General features: G+C 67.7%; 12 protein-coding genes. 2 read left to right on the top strand and 10 right to left on the bottom strand.

What is annotated here, in order from left to right; genetic code table 11:
• Positions 1-43: 43 nt before the first annotated feature.
• The 7 genes from pbpC to prpB all read right to left on the bottom strand — a co-directional run bounded on the left by pbpC (position 44) and on the right by prpB (position 15,162).
• Positions 44-2,425 carry a penicillin-binding protein 1C gene (gene pbpC / locus ACVOKU_RS16665; RefSeq protein ID WP_481560429.1) on the bottom strand — a complete coding sequence of 794 codons (2,382 nt, stop codon included), beginning with the start codon at positions 2,423-2,425 and terminating at the stop codon, positions 44-46.
• Between the two features lie 49 nt (positions 2,426-2,474).
• The gene (locus ACVOKU_RS16660) at positions 2,475-7,382 is read right to left on the bottom strand and encodes an alpha-2-macroglobulin family protein (RefSeq protein WP_481560428.1); all 4,908 of its coding nucleotides are present in this window, start codon (positions 7,380-7,382) and stop codon (positions 2,475-2,477) included.
• Between the two features lie 179 nt (positions 7,383-7,561).
• A complete protein-coding gene (locus ACVOKU_RS16655; protein ID WP_481560427.1) occupies positions 7,562-9,022 on the bottom strand; it encodes a bifunctional 2-methylcitrate dehydratase/aconitate hydratase in 1,461 nt (486 codons plus the stop codon).
• Between the two features lie 99 nt (positions 9,023-9,121).
• Positions 9,122-10,306 carry a 2-methylaconitate cis-trans isomerase PrpF gene (gene prpF, locus ACVOKU_RS16650; protein WP_481560426.1) on the bottom strand — a complete coding sequence of 395 codons (1,185 nt, stop codon included), beginning with the start codon at positions 10,304-10,306 and terminating at the stop codon, positions 9,122-9,124.
• Between the two features lie 51 nt (positions 10,307-10,357).
• Positions 10,358-12,976: a Fe/S-dependent 2-methylisocitrate dehydratase AcnD gene (gene acnD, locus ACVOKU_RS16645; RefSeq protein ID WP_481560425.1), complete on the bottom strand. Its 2,619-nt coding sequence runs from the start codon at positions 12,974-12,976 to the stop codon at positions 10,358-10,360.
• 98 nt (positions 12,977-13,074) lie between these two features.
• Positions 13,075-14,232, bottom strand: a complete 1,158-nt coding sequence (gene prpC, locus ACVOKU_RS16640; RefSeq protein WP_053518648.1) for a bifunctional 2-methylcitrate synthase/citrate synthase — start codon at positions 14,230-14,232, stop codon at positions 13,075-13,077.
• Positions 14,233-14,268: 36 nt separating this feature from the next.
• On the bottom strand, positions 14,269-15,162 hold the full coding sequence (gene prpB / locus ACVOKU_RS16635) for a methylisocitrate lyase (RefSeq protein ID WP_065182634.1): 894 nt from the start codon (positions 15,160-15,162) through the stop codon (positions 14,269-14,271).
• A gap of 153 nt (positions 15,163-15,315) precedes the next feature.
• On the opposite strand from prpB, the gene prpR reads away from it, so the two are divergent.
• Positions 15,316-16,899: a propionate catabolism operon regulatory protein PrpR gene (gene prpR / locus ACVOKU_RS16630; protein ID WP_481560424.1), complete on the top strand. Its 1,584-nt coding sequence runs from the start codon at positions 15,316-15,318 to the stop codon at positions 16,897-16,899.
• Positions 16,900-16,946: 47 nt separating this feature from the next.
• On the opposite strand, the gene aacA is transcribed toward prpR, so the two are convergent.
• Both aacA and pdxH read right to left on the bottom strand, forming a co-directional pair.
• Positions 16,947-17,414, bottom strand: a complete 468-nt coding sequence (aacA, locus tag ACVOKU_RS16625) for an aminoglycoside 6'-N-acetyltransferase (RefSeq protein WP_481560423.1) — start codon at positions 17,412-17,414, stop codon at positions 16,947-16,949.
• A complete protein-coding gene (gene pdxH / locus ACVOKU_RS16620; RefSeq protein WP_481560422.1) occupies positions 17,411-18,010 on the bottom strand; it encodes a pyridoxamine 5'-phosphate oxidase in 600 nt (199 codons plus the stop codon). Before pdxH ends, aacA begins: the two co-directional genes overlap by 4 nt.
• A gap of 40 nt (positions 18,011-18,050) precedes the next feature.
• On the opposite strand from pdxH, the gene ACVOKU_RS16615 reads away from it, so the two are divergent.
• Positions 18,051-18,878 (top strand): kinase, encoded by an 828-nt coding sequence (locus ACVOKU_RS16615; protein WP_481560421.1) that lies wholly within the window; start codon positions 18,051-18,053, stop codon positions 18,876-18,878.
• A gap of 6 nt (positions 18,879-18,884) precedes the next feature.
• Here ACVOKU_RS16615 and ACVOKU_RS16610 read toward each other — a convergent pair whose 3' ends face one another.
• Positions 18,885-19,088, bottom strand: coding sequence for a dodecin family protein (locus tag ACVOKU_RS16610; protein ID WP_053518657.1), 204 nt, complete (start codon positions 19,086-19,088; stop codon positions 18,885-18,887).
• Positions 19,089-19,157: the final 69 nt, after the last annotated feature.

Below are 19,157 nucleotides of genomic sequence, written 5' to 3'. Positions count from 1 at the left end.
CGCTGCGCGTATCGGATACCGCGTGCCGGCCGTGGGCCGGCACCTACCGGAGGACGTTGAAACGCACCTGCGTCCACGCGCCATCGGCAGCCAGCGCGGTCAGCGTATGGCTACCCGGTTCGGCGAACTCGCGCTGCATCAGCTGAGATCCCCGGGTCTGTGCGATCCAGCGGCCATCCAGCAGCCAGTCCACTGCCTGCTCGCTGCCCAGCGCGCGCAGCTGCAGGCGCACACCGTGTTCGGCATTGGGCGCGCGCGCCAGCGTGGCCCCATCATTCAGACCGTCCACGTGCAGCGCCACGCTGGCCTCACGGCCATCATCGCGGCAGTCCGGTGACAGCGCCGGCAGCTGCGACAGCTCCCGGGTCGCCTTCGGCAGCCACGGCGACAGCAGCGCCGGCCAACGGGCGATTTCGCGCGCCACCTCCTCATGGGGCAGACGACAATCGGCCGAGACGCGCAGACCGGTGCGTGCATCTGCCAGGTAGCGCTGACGGCCCGGTTGCCAACGCCGGGCTTCGCGCTCGGGGAACGTGAGCGGTACGGCGCCGTCGAGCAGGTACGCTGGCATCCGCCGCTGGCACACGGCCGGCGGCAATCCTTCGGCGCGTTCACCGGTCGGCCAGCAGATGTCGCCCTGGCTGACGCTGGCCGGCATTGGTGCCGCCGCCGAATCGCCACGCTGGCGCGGCAGACTGTCGACCACCTCGAACATCAGCGGCAGCGCGGTGACCGCGCCGTACTGGCCCGGCAGGGGCGTGCCGTCGGGCCGCCCCACCCATACGCCCACGGTGTAATGCCGCGTGCTGCCGATGGCCCAGGCATCGCGGTAGCCGTAACTGGTCCCGGTCTTCCAGGCAACACGGGGGCGCCCTCCCACATCGAAGGTGCCCACGCCATACCCCGGACGCGGGTTCGACTCCAGCATCTCGCGTACGATCCAGCTCGCCCCCGGCGACGCCAGCCGCCGCTCGATCATCGGCTCGTCATCGGAGTAGCGCACGCGGCCGGCGATACCGTTGCGGTTCAGTGCGGCGAATGCCCCGACCAGATCTTCCAGCCTCGCGCCGGTGCCACCGAGTATCAGCGAGAGATTGGGGGGGCTGCCCGCGGGAAAACGCAGCTGGATGCCGGCGTGTGACAGGCGCGCGGCAAAGCGCGCGGCGCCGACCCGCTGCAGCAGGTCCACCGAGGGTACGTTGAGCGACAGACGCAACGCACTGGAGGCGCCGATCGGGCCATTGAACGCCATGTCGAAGTTGCCCGGCCGGTAGCTGCCGAAGCTCTGCGGCGCGTCCACCAGCAGGCTCTCCGAGTGGATCAGGCCGTCATCCAGCGCCATCGCGTACAGGAACGGCTTGAGGGTCGAACCCGGCGAGCGCCAGGCCTGCACCATGTCGACGTGACCCAGGCGCTGGCGGTCGCCGAAGGACAGCGTCCCCACGTAGGCGCGCGCCTGCAGGGTCTGGTTGTCGACCACCAGCAGTGCCGCCGACGTCCGCTCCGGCAGGCTCGAGAAATAGCTGGCCACGCGCTCTTCCAGTGTGCGTTGCAGGCCGATGTCGATGCTGCTCCGGATGCGCGCCTTGCCGGGGTGTGCCGCATGCAGCCGCTGCGCCAGCAATGCCGCATGCAGCGGCGGTCGCAGCGACCGCGCCACCACGTTCTCGATGCGTGCATCCTCCACCTCATCCGGTGTCCACGCCCCCCGTTCGGCCATGCGTGCCAGCACCTTGTCACGTGCCTTCTGCGCCGCTTCCGGATGGCGGTCCGGGCGCAGGCGGCTGGGTGCCTGTGGCAGTACCGCCAGCAACGCGGCCTCGGCATGTGACAGCTGCGCGGCCGGCTTGCCCAGGTAGGCCCAGCTGGCAGCCTCCACGCCCTCGATGGTGCCGCCGTAGGGCGCACGCTCCAGATACAGGGCCAGGATCTCCCGCTTGGAAAGATGCGCTTCCAGCTGCAGGGCACGCAGCACCTGCTTGAGCTTGCCCCACGGGGTACGCGAATGCGGGTCGAGGATGCGTGCCACCTGCATGGTCAGGGTCGAGCCACCGGATACGATGCGGCCGCCGCGCAGCAGCTGGCCGCTGGCACGCAGGATCGCCAGCGGGTTGATGCCCGGATGGCGCCAGAACCAGCGGTCCTCATAGGTCAACAACGCCTGCAGGTACAACGGCGAGACGCTGTCGATCGAGGCCGGATAGCGCCACACGCCCTCGGCATCGGCGAACGCACGCAGTGGCGTGCCGTCGGCAGCCACCACCAGGGTGCTGGTGTCCCGCTGCTTCGGCAGTGGCGGCGGGAAAACGACGTCCAGTACCAGCAGCAGCGTCAGCAGACCCGCCGTTCCCCAGCGCAGCCACGGCCACAGCGGCCGCAGCCGGCGGCGCAGGTCCGCCCGCCGGGTCGTCATTGCGTTCTTCATTGCAGGTTGCCAGCAGGACGGGCCGCGCCGTCGCGGCCCGTCCGCGCGGTCACGGCTGCACCACCGTGATCGTGGTCGGGTTGCTGCGGCCGACGCCACGCAGCTGCGGCCGGTACATGTCTTCCACCAGCGGCGGCGGCACCGAGTAGGTGCCCGGGGTCACCGCACGCACCAGGTAGAACACATTGGCCTTTCCGCCGCGCGAGAGCTTGAGCGCTGCCACGTAGCGGTCGTCGCGGAACTCCTCATGCTTGGTATCGGCCGCGTCACCGCGGTCGCTGATGGTGATGCCATCGACGACCACGTCTGCCCACTGCTTGGCATCGCCCAGGTTGAAGTTCTCGATCTCCAGGCCGGCCGGCAGCAGATCGGTCAGCAGCGCATCCGGCATGGTGGTGTCGGCACTGACGGTGACCCGCACGATCAGCGCTTCGCCTTCCTTGAGCGGGCGCGGCGACCACGGCTTGCCGTCGGTACCGAAGTAGCTGCGTTCGACACCGATCACACCGTTGTCCGGCGCGGGCGCACTGCGCGGGATGCCCGCCACATCGATGCTGGCGAACATCGGCGGCTGGCCCTTCGGAGTGAAGCGCACTCCGCTGGCCAGCTCGCTGGCGCTGAAGGTGCGCCCGAACAGCTTGCGCTCGCCGATCGATTCACTGTTGCCACCGATCACCAGCTCGCCGGCCACCAGCGCCTTCTGGTTGGCCGCCAGCGCCTTGCCCAGGCGGGCAATGGCGACCTGCTCCTGCGTGCTCAGCCACATCCAGCCGGCGTTGCGGCGCGCATCCAGGCCGCGGCCGAGATCCACCGCACGCGCATCCCATGCCGGTTTCGCCAGCTTGTTCTCGTGGGTCAGCGCGATCATCAGCGCGTCATCACGGATCGCGCTGCCGTAGTCGCCGAAGTACGACGGGCGCTCGCTGCTGGACTTGGCGAAGGCAGCTTCCAACGCGGCCTGGCCTCGCTTGGCGTCGCCCTGCAGCGACAGCGCCACACCCAGGTGGACCAGCGACAGGCCGCCGACCGCCTTGCTGCGCTCGTTGTCGTACAGCGTGCGCAGCGTACCCAGCGGCGCACGGTTGACCCGGGCCAGCACGTAGCCGGAATACGCCTGGTTGGCGAACTTCAGTTTCTCGCGCTCGTCCTGGCCGTAGAACGGGTTGCCGCCGGACAGCAGATCCTCGCTGAGACGGTTCAGTGCCTTCTGCAGTACGTTGTCCGGTACGGCGAAGCCGGCATCCCGGGCATCAAGCAGGAACTCGGCGATGTACGGGGTCAGCCACGGGTTCACATAACCATCGTCGCCCCACATCGAGAAGTTGCCGTTGGCCACCTGCATCGACGCCAGGCGGCCGAACGCGCCCTCCATGCGTTCGCGGCGGGTCTTGGCGTCCAGGCCGTCTGCGCCGAGCATCGACGACGTGGCCTGATCCAGGATCAGCGCAGCGTAGCCCTTGCTGGTGGTCTGCTCGGCGCAGCCATACGGGTAATTCAGCGCGCCCTGCAGGGCACTGGCAAACGGAATCGGGGGCAGCGGGCTGACCAGCAGGCGCGCATTGACCGACTCGGACATCAGGCCATCGGCCAGACCGCTGTCGAGGCTGACCGCCGCCAGCGGGTCGAGCGTGCGTACCTGCGAGCTCAGCACCTGCGGCCATGCCGCACGCACCGGCAGGTCGTAGCGGCGGTCGGCCTTGAAGCCATTGCCTTCCACCCGCACCCGCACCTTGGCCACGCTGTGGCCTTCGCGTGCCGACAGCGGGAAGCTCAGCGTGGTCTTCGCATCGGCATTGAGCTGCACGCTGCGGCTGCCCTCGCCCAGCGCCAGCGGTCCCTCGCTGTCCACGCGCACGTTGAACTGGCCGGGCTTGCCGGTGAAGTTCTGCACGTCCAGCGTCACGGTGCTGCGGTCGCCCGGGGCGAGCACGCGCGGCATGCTGGCCTCGGCCAGGATCGGTGCGCGCACCACCGTTTCCACGTCGCGCTTGCCGTACTGGTCATCGCTGTACACCAGCGCCGACACGCGCAGCGTGCCGTTGAAGTCCGGCACCTTGAGGCGGATGCGGGCATTGCCCTTGGCATCAAGCTGTACCGGGCCGGAGAACAGATCCACGGTCTGCACGCGCGCGGTCGGCCGTTTGGCCTGAGGCAGGGACTGCAGCGCCATGTCACCGCCGAACTTCAGCTTGCCGGCGCCGCCGTCGAAGCTCTCGATCACCCGGCTGTAGATGTCATAGGCATCGATGCCGAGGCGGCGCTGGGCGAAGAAGTGCGCGCCGGCATCGGGCACGGGGAAACGGGTGATGTTGAGGATGCCCACATCCACCGCCGACACGGTGACGTGCGCGGCCTTGCCGGCCAGCTGCGGTGCGCTGACCGTCACCGGCAGATCCTGTTCCGGGCGCATCTGCTTCGGCGCCACCAGGCCGACGGCCACGGTGCGGCCCCTGCGGTCCATCGGTACGTGCACCACGCCGACAGCGCGCGCCGGGGTGATCTTGCTCGGCGCACTGCCGCCCCGGAACACCAGGGCGGTGATGTAGACATCGTGGCGCTCCCAGTCAGCGGTGACCGGGATGTTGAAGGTGGCACCGGGTTTGGCGTCGATGTCCTGCACGTACAGCATGCGATCGGTCTCGACCATCAGGATGCCCTTGCCGGCATGCGGCGGCGTCACCGTCACCTGCAGGGTATCGCCCGCCTTGTAGCCGGTCTTGTCCAGGCCCAGCTTGACCTTGTCCGGGCGTGCATCCAGACCGCGATTGTCATCACCCCAGCTCCAGCCGGCACGGAACGGATAGCGGCTGGTCAGGCCGGTGCCCGGATCGAACACGTCCACCCGGTACTCGCCCCACTCGACCGGAACATCGAACGCCACCGCGCTGCTGCCGGCATCGATCGTGCGGGTTTCCTTGTTCTCGAACCGACGGGTGAAATCGTAGTCCCAACGGTTGTCGTTGAAGGTCCAGTGATAGTCACGCAGCTCGCGTACCAGGGTGATCTTCAGGCCCTTGGCCGGCTGCGGCCGGCCGGCCGCGTCCACGCGCACCAGTTCAAAGCGGGCGTTGCTGTTGGAGTCGGCACCATCGTCGGGGTTGAACAGCGGACGCACGCCGACCAGTGCATTGGCCGGCCACATCACCCGCTTCAGGGTGCGGGTCACGGTCCGCCCACCGGTCTCGTACAGGCTGCCGGACAGCACCACCGCGATCGGCGCCTTGGCCTTGGCCGCTTCTTCCGGCAGCGTCACGTCCTCGCGCAGCTGGCCGTTGGCCGGCAGCGTCGTGTCGATCACGTCCTTGGCCTCGCGCGGCAGCTGCAGGGTCGGGTCGCCGAAGAAGTAGCCCGGCAATCCCTCGACCGGCTGCTGTTCGGCTGCCACGGCCAGGCGCGCGGTGAAGCGGTTGCCGTCAGCCGGCGCGCCGTACAGATACGCGCCATCGGCCTGCAGACGAAGATCCTCGCCCGGCTTGAGCGTCTTCTGCGGGCTGTCCAGGTCCAGCTTCATCCGTTCGGGCAGGAACTCTTCGATGCGCAGGGTCATGCCCTGGATCGCTTCCTTGCTGGCCGGATCGGTACGGAACTCCACCTGCCAGCGTCCTGTCGGCGCCTCGGCCGGGATGACCTGCTCGAAGGCGATGTAGCCCTGCTCGCCCGGCTGCAGGCGGGTCTCGCGGAAGGTCTTGCCGTCGGGCTGCTTCAGGCGCAGGAACACCGGCTGCGACTTGACCGGCTTGCCATCATTGTCGCGCAGCAGCGCGGACAGGCGCACGGTCTCGCCCGGCCGATAGAGGTCGCGGCCGGACCATGCGTAGACATCGAACCAGGCATTGTCACGGCCGGCAACGGCGAACTCGCTCAGGTCCAGGGCCGGCTGGTTGAAGGGCAGGAAGCTGGTGTCGCGACCACTGCTGGCCACCAGCACGTGGGTGGCGTCGAGCGTGTAGTTCAGCAGCGCATTGCCGTTGCCATCGGTACTGCCCTTGAGCACCACCTCGCCCTTGCCGTCGAGCACGCGCAGCTCGACGTTCTTCAGCGGTGCGCCGTCCTTCAGTCCGGCGGTGTGGACGAACAGCTTGTCCTTGTAGGCGCGCGTGTGCAGGCCGATGTCGCTGACCGAGAAGAACGCGGTGTCGAACTCACCCTCGTAATCGCCCGTGCGCTTGAGCAGTGCGAAGTACAGGCCCGGCTCCTGCAGCTCCTTGATGTCCTGGGTTGGCAGGTAGGTCAGCACGCGCTCGTTCTGCTTGCCGCCGAGGATGAAGCGGTTGACGTAGACCGGCTCGGCCAACGCATTGATCGGGCTGCGCTCGTAGTCGCTGCTCAGTTCCCAGCTGCCACGACGGCCGCCGCGCTGGTACTGGCTGAAGAAGGTCGGCAGATCCTTCTCGCGCACGCGCAGGAATTCGACGTCGACCTCGGGAACATTCACGGAGACAACGGGCAGGCCGCGGCTGTCCTTGGCCGGCAGCACGCTGCCCTGCGAGGCGAAGCCGGCCACCGGCTTCAATTCGCCACTGAACACCTTCTGCTTCAGCTCCTTGCCCAGCCGGCTGCCATCGGCGGCCAGCAGGTCCGGCGATACCACCAGGCTGAACTCCTTGCCGGCTTCGACGAACGGATAGCGCAGGGTCAGTCCGTCATCGGACAGGGTCCAGCTGCTGTCGTCGGTGCCGACCTTCTCCTCGAAGCGCACCAGCGTGTCGAAATCCTGCGTGCCGACCAGCGGGCGCGAGAACTCCAGCGCCAGCGACAGGCCGTCATTCTTCTGGTCCGGGTAGGCGCGCAGCAGGGTGAACTCCTTCACCTGCTCGGCCTGGGTGGTAATGGCCTCGCCACTGGCCTTGGGCAGCTGCCCGCTGTCATTGCGGCAACCGGCCAGACCCAGCAACAGGCCTCCTGCCAGTACCGCCGCCGCCCATCCCCACCGCTTGCGCCGTGCCGGACCGCTCATGTCGTCACTCCTTGATCGAGGCGGCCATTATAGGCGCGCCGCGTCAAGGTGTTGGCGCCGATCCGGCAGGAATACATCGGAACGGCAGCGCCGGGCCATGCCCGGCGGTCCCGGAAGCGACCAACCCTGGTTGGCGTTGGGCCCGTGCCAACCAAGGTTGGCACCTACCAGGGCGCGCCCTACCCCGGCCGGTACAGATCCACGTAGTCGGTCACCGGCATGGCCGCCAGCGCCACCGGGTCCAGCGAGGCCGCCAGGATGCGCTGCTGCTGGGTGGTGGGGAACCGATGGGCCAGATGCCGCCGGAACTTGTCCAGCAACAGGGGCATGCCCTCGTCGCGTCGCCGGGCGTGGCCGAGCGGGTACTCGACCAGGACCTCCGGCAGTTCGCTGCCGTCGTTGAAGCGGACGGTCAGGCCGTTGGCGATGCTGCGCTTGTCCGGGTCCAGGTAATCCGCGCTGAGCTGCGGGTCTTCGTGGCAGGTCATCCGCGCGCGCAGCGCATCGATGCGGGGGTCAGCAGCGACATCGTCCTCGTAGTCCTCGGCCACCAGCCGCCCATGCAGCAGCGCGATGGCGACCATGTACTGCACGCAGTGGTCGCGGTCGGCCGGATTGTGCAGCGGGCCGCGCTTGTCGATGATGCGCATGCAGGCCTCCTGCGTGCGGATGGTGATATGCGCGATGTCATCGACGCTGCGCCCGCCTGCCCGCAGCTGCGCGTGCAGCGCGACCGCGGCCTCCACTGCGGTCTGGCCGTGGAACTCGGCGGGAAAACTGATCTTGAACAACACGTTCTCCATCACGTAGCTGCCCAGCGGCCGCCCCAGCGTCACCGCCTGGCCGTGCATGGAGACCGCTTCGAAGCCCCAGGTGGGCGCGCTCAACACGCTGGGATACCCCATCTCGCCGCTGGCCGCCATCAGCGCCAGGCGCACGCCGCGGCTGGTGGCATCGCCGGCGGCCCAGCTCTTGCGCGAACCGGTGTTGGGCGCATGCCGGTAGGTCCGCAGCGCCTGGCCATCGACCCAGGCCAGCGACAGCGCATTGAGCATCCGCTCGCGATCCAGCCCAAGCAGGCGGGCGACCACGGCGGTGGTGGCGACCTTCACCAGCACCACGTGGTCCAGCCCGACCCGGTTGAAGGAATTCTCCAGGGCCAGCACGCCCTGGATCTCGTGCGCCTTGATCATCGCCACCAGCACATCGTGCACGGTCGGCGGCGGACGACGCAGGGCCACGGCATTGCGCCCCAGCCAATCGCAGACGGCCAGGATGCCACCGAGATTATCCGACGGATGACCCCACTCGGCGGCCAGCCAGGTGTCGTTGAAGTCGAGCCAGCGCACCATCGCGCCGATATTGAACGCCGCCTGCACCGGATCCAGCACGTAGTGCGTTCCCGGCACGCGCGCGCCGTTGGTCACGCTGATGCCCGGCACCAGGGGTCCGAGCAGCTTGCTGCAGGCCGGGAAGGACAGCGCTTCCAGGCCGCAACCGAGGGTATCCAGCAGGCAGTAATGCGCGGTCTGGAATGCCAGTGGCGAGTCGATGCGCACGTCGCGCACGTAATCGACGATGTCCTCCAGCAGCGCATCCCACGCGGCACGTTCGTTGGACGGGGTGTGGCTGTCGGACATCGTCTGTTCTCCGCTGACGCCGGACCACGCCCGGCGGTTCATGGGCGGGCCCTGCCGCGCTCGCCGGGCATGGCCCGGCGCTACCGCCATGGTCCCGCGTTACAAGGTGTCGGCCGGTACCCGCACGCTGCCTTCCATCAATACACGGGCGCTGCGGCTCATGATGGCCTTGGTCACTGTCCACTGGCCGTCAACGAGACCGGCCTGGGCGCCCACGCGCAGCGTGCCGGACGGATGCCCGAAGGTCACCGCCTCGCGCTGGCCACCGCCGGCGGCACGGTTGACCAGCGTGCCCGGAATCGCAGCAGCGGTACCGATCGCCACAGCGGCAGTGCCCATCATCGCGTGGTGCAGCTTGCCCATCGACAGCGCACGCGCATGCAGATCGATGGCCGATGCCGGGATTGCCTTGCCGCTGGACGATACATAGTCCTGTGCCGGTGCCACGAACGCCACTTTCGGCGTGTGCTGGCGGGTCGCCGCCTCTTCCAGCGTCGAGATCAGGCCCATGCGCAGCGCACCGTGTGCACGGATGCTCTCGAACTTCTGCAGGGCAGCCTTGTCGTCGTTGATCGCCGGCTGCAGCTCGGTACCGCTGTAGCCCAGATCGGCCGCATTGAGGAAGATGGTCGGGATGCCGGCGGTGATCATCGTCACCTCGAAACTGCCCACGCCCGGCACATCCAGGGTATCGACCAGGTTGCCGGTCGGGAACATCGCGCCTGCGTCGCCATCATCGGAGGGATCTATGAACTCAAGGTGGATCTCGGCGGCCGGGAAGGTCACGCCATCCAGCTCGAAATCACCGATCTCCTGCACCTCGCCATTGCGCATCGGCACGTGGGCGATGATGGTCTTGCCGATGTTGGCTTGCCAGATGCGCACGGTGCACAGGCCGTCGCGCGGCACCCGGGCCGGATCGATCAGGCCGTTGGCGATGGCGAACGGACCCACCGCAGTGCTGAGGTTGCCACAGTTGCCGCTCCAGTCGACGAACGCGGTGTCGATCGAAACCTGGCCGTACAGATAGTCCACATCGTGATCGGGCACGGACGCACTGGAGATGATCACGCACTTGCTGGTGCTGGACGTGGCCCCGCCCATGCCATCGGTGTGCTTGCCATAGGGATCGGGCGACCCGATCACGCGCATCAGCAGCGCATCACGTGCCGGGCCCGGCACCTGTGCGGCTGCGGGCAGGTCCTGCAGGCGGAAGAACACGCCCTTGCTGGTGCCACCGCGCATGTAGGTGGCGGCAATGCGGAGTTGCGGAAGAAAGCTCATGGAACGGTTCCTTGCAATGAAAGACGGCTCGTTGCCGGGCCGTCGGTTGTCTCATGCCACCCGGGCACCTTCGAGGAAATCCTGGGCGAAGCGCTGCAGTACACCGCCCGCTTCGTAGATCGCCACTTCCTCGTCGCTGTCCAGGCGACAGGTGACCGGCACGATGATGTCCTGCCCATCGCGGCGGTGGATGACCAGGCTCAGGTCGGCGCGCGGCGTGCGCTCGCCCACCACGTCGAAGGTCTCGGTACCGTCGATGCCCAGGGTCAGCCGGGTGGTGCCCGGCTTGAACTCCAGCGGCAGCACGCCCATGCCGATCAGGTTGGTGCGGTGGATGCGCTCGAAGCCTTCCGCCGCGATCGCTTCCACGCCGGCCAGGCGCACGCCCTTCGCCGCCCAGTCACGCGAGCTGCCCTGGCCGTAGTCGGCACCGGCGATGATGATCAGCGGCTGCTTGCGCTCCATGTAGGTCTCGATCGCCTCCCACATGCGCATCACCTTGCCCTCCGGCTCCACCCGCGCCAGCGAGCCCTGCTTCACGCTGCCGTCGTCGTTGCGCACCATCTCGTTGAACAGTTTCGGGTTGGCGAAGGTGGCGCGCTGCGCGGTCAGGTGGTCGCCGCGGTGGGTTGCGTAGGAATTGAAGTCCTCTTCCGGCAGGCCCATCTTCGCCAGGTATTCGCCGGCGGCACTGGAGGCCAGGATTGCGTTGGACGGCGACAGGTGGTCGGTGGTGATGTTGTCCGGCAGCACCGCCAGCGCGCGCATGCCCGCCAGCGTGCGTTCACCGGCCAGCGCCCCCTCCCAGTACGGCGGGCGGCGGATGTAGGTGCTCTGCGGGCGCCAGTCATACAGCGGACTGACCGCCGCCCCCTGCTCCACGCGCACGTTGAACATCGGGTTGTAGACGCTGCGGAACTGCTCGGGCTTCACCGCCGCCTTCACCACTGCATCGATCTCGGCATCGCTCGGCCAGATGTCCTTCAGGCGCACCTCGTTGCCGTCGGCGTCCACGCCAAGCACGTCCTTCTCGATGTCGAAGCGCATGGTGCCGGCAATGGCATAGGCGATCACCAGTGGCGGCGATGCCAGGAAGGCCTGCTTTGCGTAAGGATGGATGCGGCCATCGAAGTTGCGGTTACCCGACAGCACCGCGGTGGCATACAGGTCGCGGTCGATGATTTCCTGCTGGATCGCCGGATCCAGCGCACCGCTCATGCCGTTGCACGTGGTGCAGGCGAACGCGACGATGCCGAAGCCGAGCTTTTCCAGCTCCGGCAGCAGGCCGGCCTCTTCCAGATACAGCTGCACCGCCTTTGAACCCGGGGCCAGCGACGACTTGACCCACGGCTTGCGCAGCAGGCCGCGCTCGTTGGCCTTGCGCGCCAGCAGGCCGGCGGCGATCACGTTGCGCGGGTTGGAGGTGTTGGTGCAGCTGGTAATGGCGGCGATGATCACCGCGCCATCAGGCATCAGGCCCCGCAGCTGCTCGGCCTTGCCGGCATCGAGCTTGGCTGCGTCGGCGATGCCGCGCTCGGCCAGCTCGGCCACCGGCAGACGGCGATGGGGATTGCTCGGGCCCGCCATGTTGCGGACCACGCTGGACAGGTCGAAGCGCAGCACGCGCTCGTACTGCGCCGTGGCCAGCGCATCGGCCCACAGACCGGTGCTGCGTGCGTAGTTCTCCACCAGCGCCACCTGCGATTCCTCGCGGCCGGTCAGGCGCAGGTAATCGATGGTCTGCCCGTCGATGTAGAACATCGCCGCGGTCGCGCCGTATTCCGGGCACATGTTGGAGATGGTGGCACGGTCACCGATGGTCAGCGCGGCCGCACCCTCGCCGAAGAATTCAAGCCAGGCGCCCACCACGCGTTCCCTGCGCAGGAACTCGGCCAGGGCCAGCACCACGTCGGTGGCGGTGATCCCCGGCTGTGGCCGACCGGTCAGTTCCACGCCGATGATGTCGGGCAGGCGCATCCACGACGCGCGGCCGAGCATCACGTTCTCGGCCTCCAGGCCGCCGACACCGATGGCGATCACGCCCAGCGCATCGACGTGCGGGGTATGGCTGTCGGTGCCCACGCAGGTATCCGGGAAGGCCACGCCGTCCTGCACGTAGATCACCGGCGACATCTTCTCCAGGTTGATCTGGTGCATGATGCCGTTGCCCGGCGGAATCACATCCACGTTCTGGAACGCCCGCTTGGTCCAGTCGATGAAATGGAAGCGATCCTCGTTGCGGCGATCCTCGATGGCGCGGTTCTTCTCGAATGCCTGCGGATCGAAACCACCGCACTCCACCGCCAGCGAGTGATCAACGATCAACTGTACCGGCACCACCGGGTTGACCTTGGCCGGATCGCCGCCCTTGTCGGCGATCGCATCGCGCAGGCCGGCGAGATCCACCAGCGCGGTCTGGCCGAGAATGTCATGGCACACCACGCGCGCCGGGAACCAGGGAAAATCCAGGTCGCGGCGACGTTCGATCAGCTGCGTCAGCGAGGCGGTGAGCAGCGCCGGATCGCAACGCCGTACCAGGTTCTCGGCCAGCACGCGCGAGACATACGGCAGCGTGGCGTAGGCGCCGGGCTGGATCGCATCGACCGCAGCGCGCGCATCGAAGTAATCCAGCGGGGTGCCGGGGAGGGTCTTGCGGTAATCGGTATTCATGGGCTGGCGGAATGCTTGGGGCGGGCCGGATGCCGGCGAGCGGCAACGAAGGCATCCGGCCGGCACTGGGCCGACCGGATGGATGGATCACGCGGCGGTCAGGCGCGCTTGTCGATGGCCACGAACTCGCGATCTTCCGGGCCGATGTAGTTCGCGCTCGGACGGATGATCTTGCCGTCGATGCGCTGCTCGACGATGTGCGCGCTCCAGCCGGCGGTGCGGGCGATCACGAACAGCGGGGTGAACATCGCGGTCGGCACGCCCATCATGTGGTAGCTGACGGCGCTGAACCAGTCCAGGTTCGGGAACATTTTCTTGATGTCCCACATCACCGTTTCCAGGCGCTCGGCGATGTCGTACATCTTCATGCTCGACTGCTCTTCGGACAGCTCACGGGCGACGTCCTTGATCACCTTGTTGCGCGGGTCGGACACGGTGTACACCGGGTGGCCGAAGCCGATCACCACTTCCTTGCGCTCGACGCGGGCCTTGATGTCCTCTTCGGCCTCATCCGGGCTGTCGTAGCGCTTCTGCACCTCGAAGGCCACTTCATTGGCACCGCCGTGCTTGGGGCCGCGCAGCGCGCCGATGCCACCGCAGATCGCACTGTACATGTCGCTGCCGGTACCGGCGATGACACGGCAGGTGAAGGTGGACGCATTGAACTCGTGCTCTGCGTACAGGATCAGCGAGGTGTGCATCGCCTTCACCCACGAATCCTGTGGCTTCTCGCCGTGCAGCAGGTGCAGGAAGTGGCCACCGATGGAATCGTCATCGGTTTCCACGTCGATGGCGCGGCCGTTGTGGCTCCAGTGGTACCAGTACAGCAGCATCGAGCCGAGGCAGGCCATCAGCTTGTCGGCGATGTCGCGTGCACCCGGATGGTTATGGTCATCCTTTTCCGGCGCCACGCAGCCGAGCACCGACACGCCGGTGCGCATCACATCCATCGGGTGTGCCGACGGCGGCAGTTCTTCCAGCGCGGCTTTCACCGCGGCCGGGATGCCACGCAGCGACTTCAGCTTGGCCTTGTACGAAACAAGCTCGGCGCGGGTCGGCAGCTTGCCGTGCACCAGCAGGTACGCGATTTCCTCGAATTCGCTGGTGTTGGCCAGATCCAGGATGTCGTAGCCACGGTAGTGCAGGTCATTGCCGCTGCGACCGACGCTGCACAGCGCGGTGTTGCCGGCGGCAGTGCCGGACAGGGCGACGGACTTCTTCGGCTTGAAGGTCGGGGTTGCGGTCGTATCGTTCATGTTTCCCTCCGAAAACTTGATGGTGCAGGGTACTGCTTATTTCTTGGCGGCGAACAGTGCGTCGAGCTGCTGCTCGAACGCGTGGTAGCCGATGCGGTCGTACAGTTCTTCGCGGGTCTGCATGGTGTCGACCACGCTGCGCTGGTGACCGTCGCGGCGCACCGCCTGGTAGACGTTCTCCGCCGCCTTGTTCGCCGCGCGGAACGCCGACAGCGGGAACAGCTGGATGGCGACCCCGGCCGAGGCCAGCTCGTCGCGGCTGAACAGCGGCGTGGCACCGAATTCGGTGATGTTGGCCAGCACCGGCACCTTCACTGCATCGACGAAGCGGCGGTAGGTGTCTAGATCGTAGGCGGCCTCGGCGAAGATGCCATCGGCGCCCGCCTCTACACAGGCGATGGCGCGCTCGATGGCCTTGTCCACGCCGTCCACCTGGATGGCGTCGGTGCGTGCGATCAGGAAGAAATCCGGATCGGTCTTTGCATCAGCGGCGGCCTTCACGCGGTCGACCATCTCACCCTGCGAAACGATCTCCTTGCCGGGACGGTGACCACAGCGCTTGGCGCCCACCTGGTCCTCGATGTGGCAGGCGGCCGCGCCGGCCTTGATCAGCGACTTCACGGTGCGCGCGATGTTGAACGCGCTGGGTCCGAAGCCGGTATCGATGTCCACCATCAGCGGCAGGTCGCAGACGTCGGTGATGCGGCGCACGTCCACCAGCACGTCTTCCAGGGTGTTGATGCCCAGGTCCGGCAGGCCCAGCGAGCCTGCGGCAACGCCACCGCCGGACAGGTAGATGGCGCGGAAGCCGGCGCGCTTGGCCAGCAGGGCGTGGTTGGCGTTGATCGCACCGATCACCTGCAGCGGCGATTCGGCGGCCAGAGCCTCGCGGAAGCGGGCACCGGCGGAAGAAGGGGCGGAAGCGGTCATGCGGCAATCCATGTTGAGGAACAGGTGGACAGGCGCAAGCACCGTGCCAAGCTGCAAGCGATTGATTTCAAAGGCATGACCGGCAGACAGTGATGAAACATATGAAACATTGAAACGGATGTATCATGAAACACCCCGTACCGGTGTCCACCCATGTACCTGCCCCGCTCGCCCCTGCGCCATGCCGATGCCGACCCCGGTCGCCCGGTGATCTGGACGGTCAGCGTTTCGCGGCTGACCGGCCTGCTGGGTGACGTCATTCCCGAGTTCGACCGGCGCGCACGCATCGAGCAGATCAACCTCGGCTTCGAAGAGGCAGTGGAGGTGATCGGCCAGCGCCTGCGCCGCGAGCACTGCGACGTGGTGATTGCCGGTGGCTCGAACGCGGCCTGGCTGCGCAGTCGGCTCGACCTGCCGCTGGTGCCGATCCAGGCCAACGGCTTCGACCTGATGGAGGCTCTGGCGCGCGCGCGCCGCATCGCCGCACGCATCGGCCTGGTCACCCATGCCAGCGACGTGCCGGTGTTCAGCGGCTTCCAGCAGAGCTTCGGCCTGGATATCGAGCACCGCCGCTTCGTCACCCGCGAAGATGCGCGCGACTGCATCGCCGATCTGCGTGCCAACGGCATCGAAGTGATCGTCGGCACCGGGATGGCCATCGACCATGCCGAGCAGGCCGGGCTGCCGGGCGTGCTGCTGTATTCGGCCGACTCGGTACGGCAGGCCTTCGAGCATGCGCTGGAACTGACCCAGACCCTGGCACGATCGGTGGGTCCACGCCCCACCACGCGGCGCAGTGCCGCCGCGCGTGGCGATGCATACGCGCTGCTCGGCGACAGCGAGGCGATGGCACAGGTGCGCGCACAGATCGCGCTCTATGCACCGCACGACAGCACCGTACTGGTCACCGGCGAGACCGGTACCGGCAAGGAACTGGTGGCACGGCAACTGCACGCGGCCAGCGGCCGGCGCGGTCGTTTCGTCGCGCTGAACTGCGGCGCGATCAGCGAATCGCTGCTGGAAGCCGAACTGTTCGGCTACAGCGATGGCGCCTTCACGGGCGCACGTCGTGGCGGCCGGGTCGGCCTGGTCGAAGCGGCCGATGGCGGCACACTGTTCCTTGACGAGATCGGCGAGCTGCCCTTGCCGCTGCAGACCCGCCTGTTGCGCGTGCTGGAAGAACGCGAAGTGCTGCGCGTCGGCGCCACCGAACCAACCCCCGTGGACCTGCGGGTGGTGGCCGCGACGCTGCAGTCGCTGGAGCATCGCGCAGCAGCCGGCAGTTTCAGGCGCGACCTCTACTACCGGCTGGCGGCACTGCGCATCGCACTGCCCCCGCTGCGTGCCCGGCGCGCTGACATCCCGCTGCTGACCCGGCACTTCTTCCGCCAGCTGCGCGGTGTCGACGCCCCCCTGGACGAGGACGCGATGGCAGTGCTGGGTGCCGCCGACTGGCCGGGCAACGTGAGAGAACTGCGCAATCTGGTCGACCGCCTGCGCATCCATTGGCAGCCGGCAGACGGGATGATCGACGCTGGTCGCCTGCTGCAGCTGGCGCCGGAACTGGCGCGCGAAAGCACCCCGTCCCTGCGGCTGGAAAGCAATGGCAGGCGCCCGGCACGAGCCCAGCTGCAGGCGCTGCTGCAGGACCACCGCAATGACCGCGAAGGCATGGCCCAGGTGCTCGGCGTGTCACGCACCACCTTGTGGCGCTGGCTGCGCGCGGAAGGACTGTAGGCAGGCGCAGCGCGGACCACGTGGCGCGGCGCCGGCCAAGGTTGGCACTACCCCCGCGTGGCCGCGTCCAGCGGCATGCGGAAATAGACCACCCGCTCGGTCTCTTCAAAGCCACAGGCACGGTGTACCGCGTGCGCCTGTACGTCCTCCAGGCGGCTGTCCGAGGCCAGCTCGCTGCAGCCCGCGTCCCGCGTCCACGCCTGCACTGCCGTCAGCAGGGCGCGGCCGACAGCGCGCCCCTGCCATTGCGGCGTCACATACCAGCCTTCCAGGAACCCGACCGGCGAGGAACCGGTGCCGTTCACATAGTCGTGGCGCAGGCGTACCTCGGCGAAACCGACCGCCTCACCGTCAGCCGCGCAGGCCAGGAACACCGCACCTTCCGGATCGGCCAGCGATTGCGCCAGCGCCTCCAGCGGATCATCGGCGCCGGGCCACAGGCCCACGCGCAGCTGCGACCATGCAGCGGCATCGGCCGGTGTGGCCTGGCGGATCGTGGCCGCGCAGCCGCTCACGGATACAGCAGGCGCTTGCTCCAGCGCCCTTCAGCACCGGATTCATAGCACCAGCGCTCGTGCAGGCGGAACTGCGCGCCGTACCAGAACTCGATGCGGTCAGGCACCACGCGCAGGCCGCTCCAGCCGTCCGGACGCGGCACGTCCTTGCCCTCGAAACGTGCTTCGACCTCGGCCACGCGCGCATCGAACTCTTCGCGCGTTGCCAGCGTCTTCGACTGCTGCGAGGCCCACGCGCCGATCTGGCTCATGCGCGGACGGCTGGCGAAATAGGCGTCTGCTTCCGCATCGGCCACCTGTTCGACACGGCCTTCGATGCGTACCTGGATGCCGGCCTCGCGCAGGCTGCGCCACAGGAACAGCAGGGCTGCCTGCGGATTGGCCCGCAGCTCCTGGCCCTTGTGGCTGTCCAGGTGGGTGTAGAACACGAAGCCACGCTCATCGAAGGCCTTCAGCAGCACGGTGCGCGCCGAGGGACGGCCGTGCGTATCGGCAGTGGCCACGGTCATCGCGTTCGGCTCGACCTCGCGGCTCTGTTTGGCCTCGTCGAACAGGGCGGCAAACGTGGACAGGGCTTCGGTGTACAGGTCGCTCATGATTGCGTTCTTCTCACACGGATTGATCTATTGTGGCGGCATGGTCGCTGCTGCGTATATGCCCCAGGTGAAAGGATTTCCCGAAACATTGGCCGAGCAGGCACTGGATGATGCGCTGGGCAGCGGCGCGGCGGTTCCAGTATTGGCGATCAGCGGGCTGCAGGGCAGCGGCAAATCGACGCTGGCCGAGCAGGTGGTGGCGCGCGCCCGGAACCGGGGCCTGAACGCCGCGACCCTGTCCATCGATGATGTCTACCTGACCCGCGCGCAACGGCAGCGGCTGGCACGCCAGGTCCATCCGCTGCTGATCACCCGGGGGCCGCCGGGCACCCACGACCTGCCGCTGGTCCACGCGCTGCTCGATGCCGCCGCCGCGCGCGAACCACTGGCGCTGCCGCGCTTCGACAAGCTGGCCGACGAGCGCCTGCCACAGGCGCAGTGGCCACGGCTGGAAAAGCCGCTGGACCTGCTGGTGTTCGAAGGCTGGTTCCTGGGCACACCGGCGCAGGAGGAATCCGAACTGGCTCAGCCGTTGAACGCCCTTGAACGTGATGCCGACAGCGATGGCCGCTGGCGCCACTGGTGCAACCAGGCCCTGGGGCGCGACTACCCGGCATTGTGGCAACGCTGTGACCGCCTGTGGTTCCTACAGCCGCCGGACTTCTCGGTAGTACCGCGCTGGCGCTGGCAGCAGGAGCAGAGCCTGCAGGCGGCCCAGCCCGGCCGGCATGGCATGAGCCGGCCGCAGCTGGAGCGCTTCGTGCAGTACTTCGAGCGGGTCAGCCGGCAGGCGCTGCATGCACTGCCGGCCCTCGCCGACCGGGTGGTGGTGCTGGATGCGCAGCGCCAGATACAGGCACTGCGCTGAGGCCCCTCATTCCACCAGGAAGGTCACCCGCAGATTGACCCGCCATTCGGTGATCTCACCGCTGCCATTGGTGACCACCTTGGTCTCGTTGATCCAGGCCCCCTGGATGCCCTTCACGGTTCCGGAGACCTTCTTCAGGCCGCTGCGCACGGCATCCTCCACGCTCGTGGGCGAAGAGGCGGTGATTTCGATGACCTTGGCAACCGACATGGCCTGTACTCCGTTGAACGCGGGAATCCCCGCAGGAAGTCCCACCCTGACGTGAAGGACGTAAAGGCC

Source organism: Stenotrophomonas sp. STEN147 (genome assembly GCF_056757995.1).
Note: the sequence above shows the minus strand (reverse complement) of the source record. Positions and strands in the feature narration are given on the sequence as shown.

Excerpts from the sequence above, each read along its gene's own strand:
- prpR (WP_481560424.1), top strand. The coding sequence starts at position 15,316 with ATGTACCTGCCCCGCTCGCCCCTGCGCCATGCCGATGCCGACCCCGGT.
- ACVOKU_RS16615 (WP_481560421.1), top strand. The coding sequence starts at position 18,051 with ATGGTCGCTGCTGCGTATATGCCCCAGGTGAAAGGATTTCCCGAAACA.
- ACVOKU_RS16655 (WP_481560427.1), bottom strand. The coding sequence starts at position 9,022 with ATGTCCGACAGCCACACCCCGTCCAACGAACGTGCCGCGTGGGATGCG.
- ACVOKU_RS16660 (WP_481560428.1), bottom strand. The coding sequence starts at position 7,382 with ATGAGCGGTCCGGCACGGCGCAAGCGGTGGGGATGGGCGGCGGCGGTA.
- ACVOKU_RS16610 (WP_053518657.1), bottom strand. The coding sequence starts at position 19,088 with ATGTCGGTTGCCAAGGTCATCGAAATCACCGCCTCTTCGCCCACGAGC.
- acnD (WP_481560425.1), bottom strand. The coding sequence starts at position 12,976 with ATGAATACCGATTACCGCAAGACCCTCCCCGGCACCCCGCTGGATTAC.
- pdxH (WP_481560422.1), bottom strand. The coding sequence starts at position 18,010 with ATGAGCGACCTGTACACCGAAGCCCTGTCCACGTTTGCCGCCCTGTTC.
- prpC (WP_053518648.1), bottom strand. The coding sequence starts at position 14,232 with ATGAACGATACGACCGCAACCCCGACCTTCAAGCCGAAGAAGTCCGTC.
- prpB (WP_065182634.1), bottom strand. The coding sequence starts at position 15,162 with ATGACCGCTTCCGCCCCTTCTTCCGCCGGTGCCCGCTTCCGCGAGGCT.
- pbpC (WP_481560429.1), bottom strand. The coding sequence starts at position 2,425 with ATGAAGAACGCAATGACGACCCGGCGGGCGGACCTGCGCCGCCGGCTG.
- prpF (WP_481560426.1), bottom strand. The coding sequence starts at position 10,306 with ATGAGCTTTCTTCCGCAACTCCGCATTGCCGCCACCTACATGCGCGGT.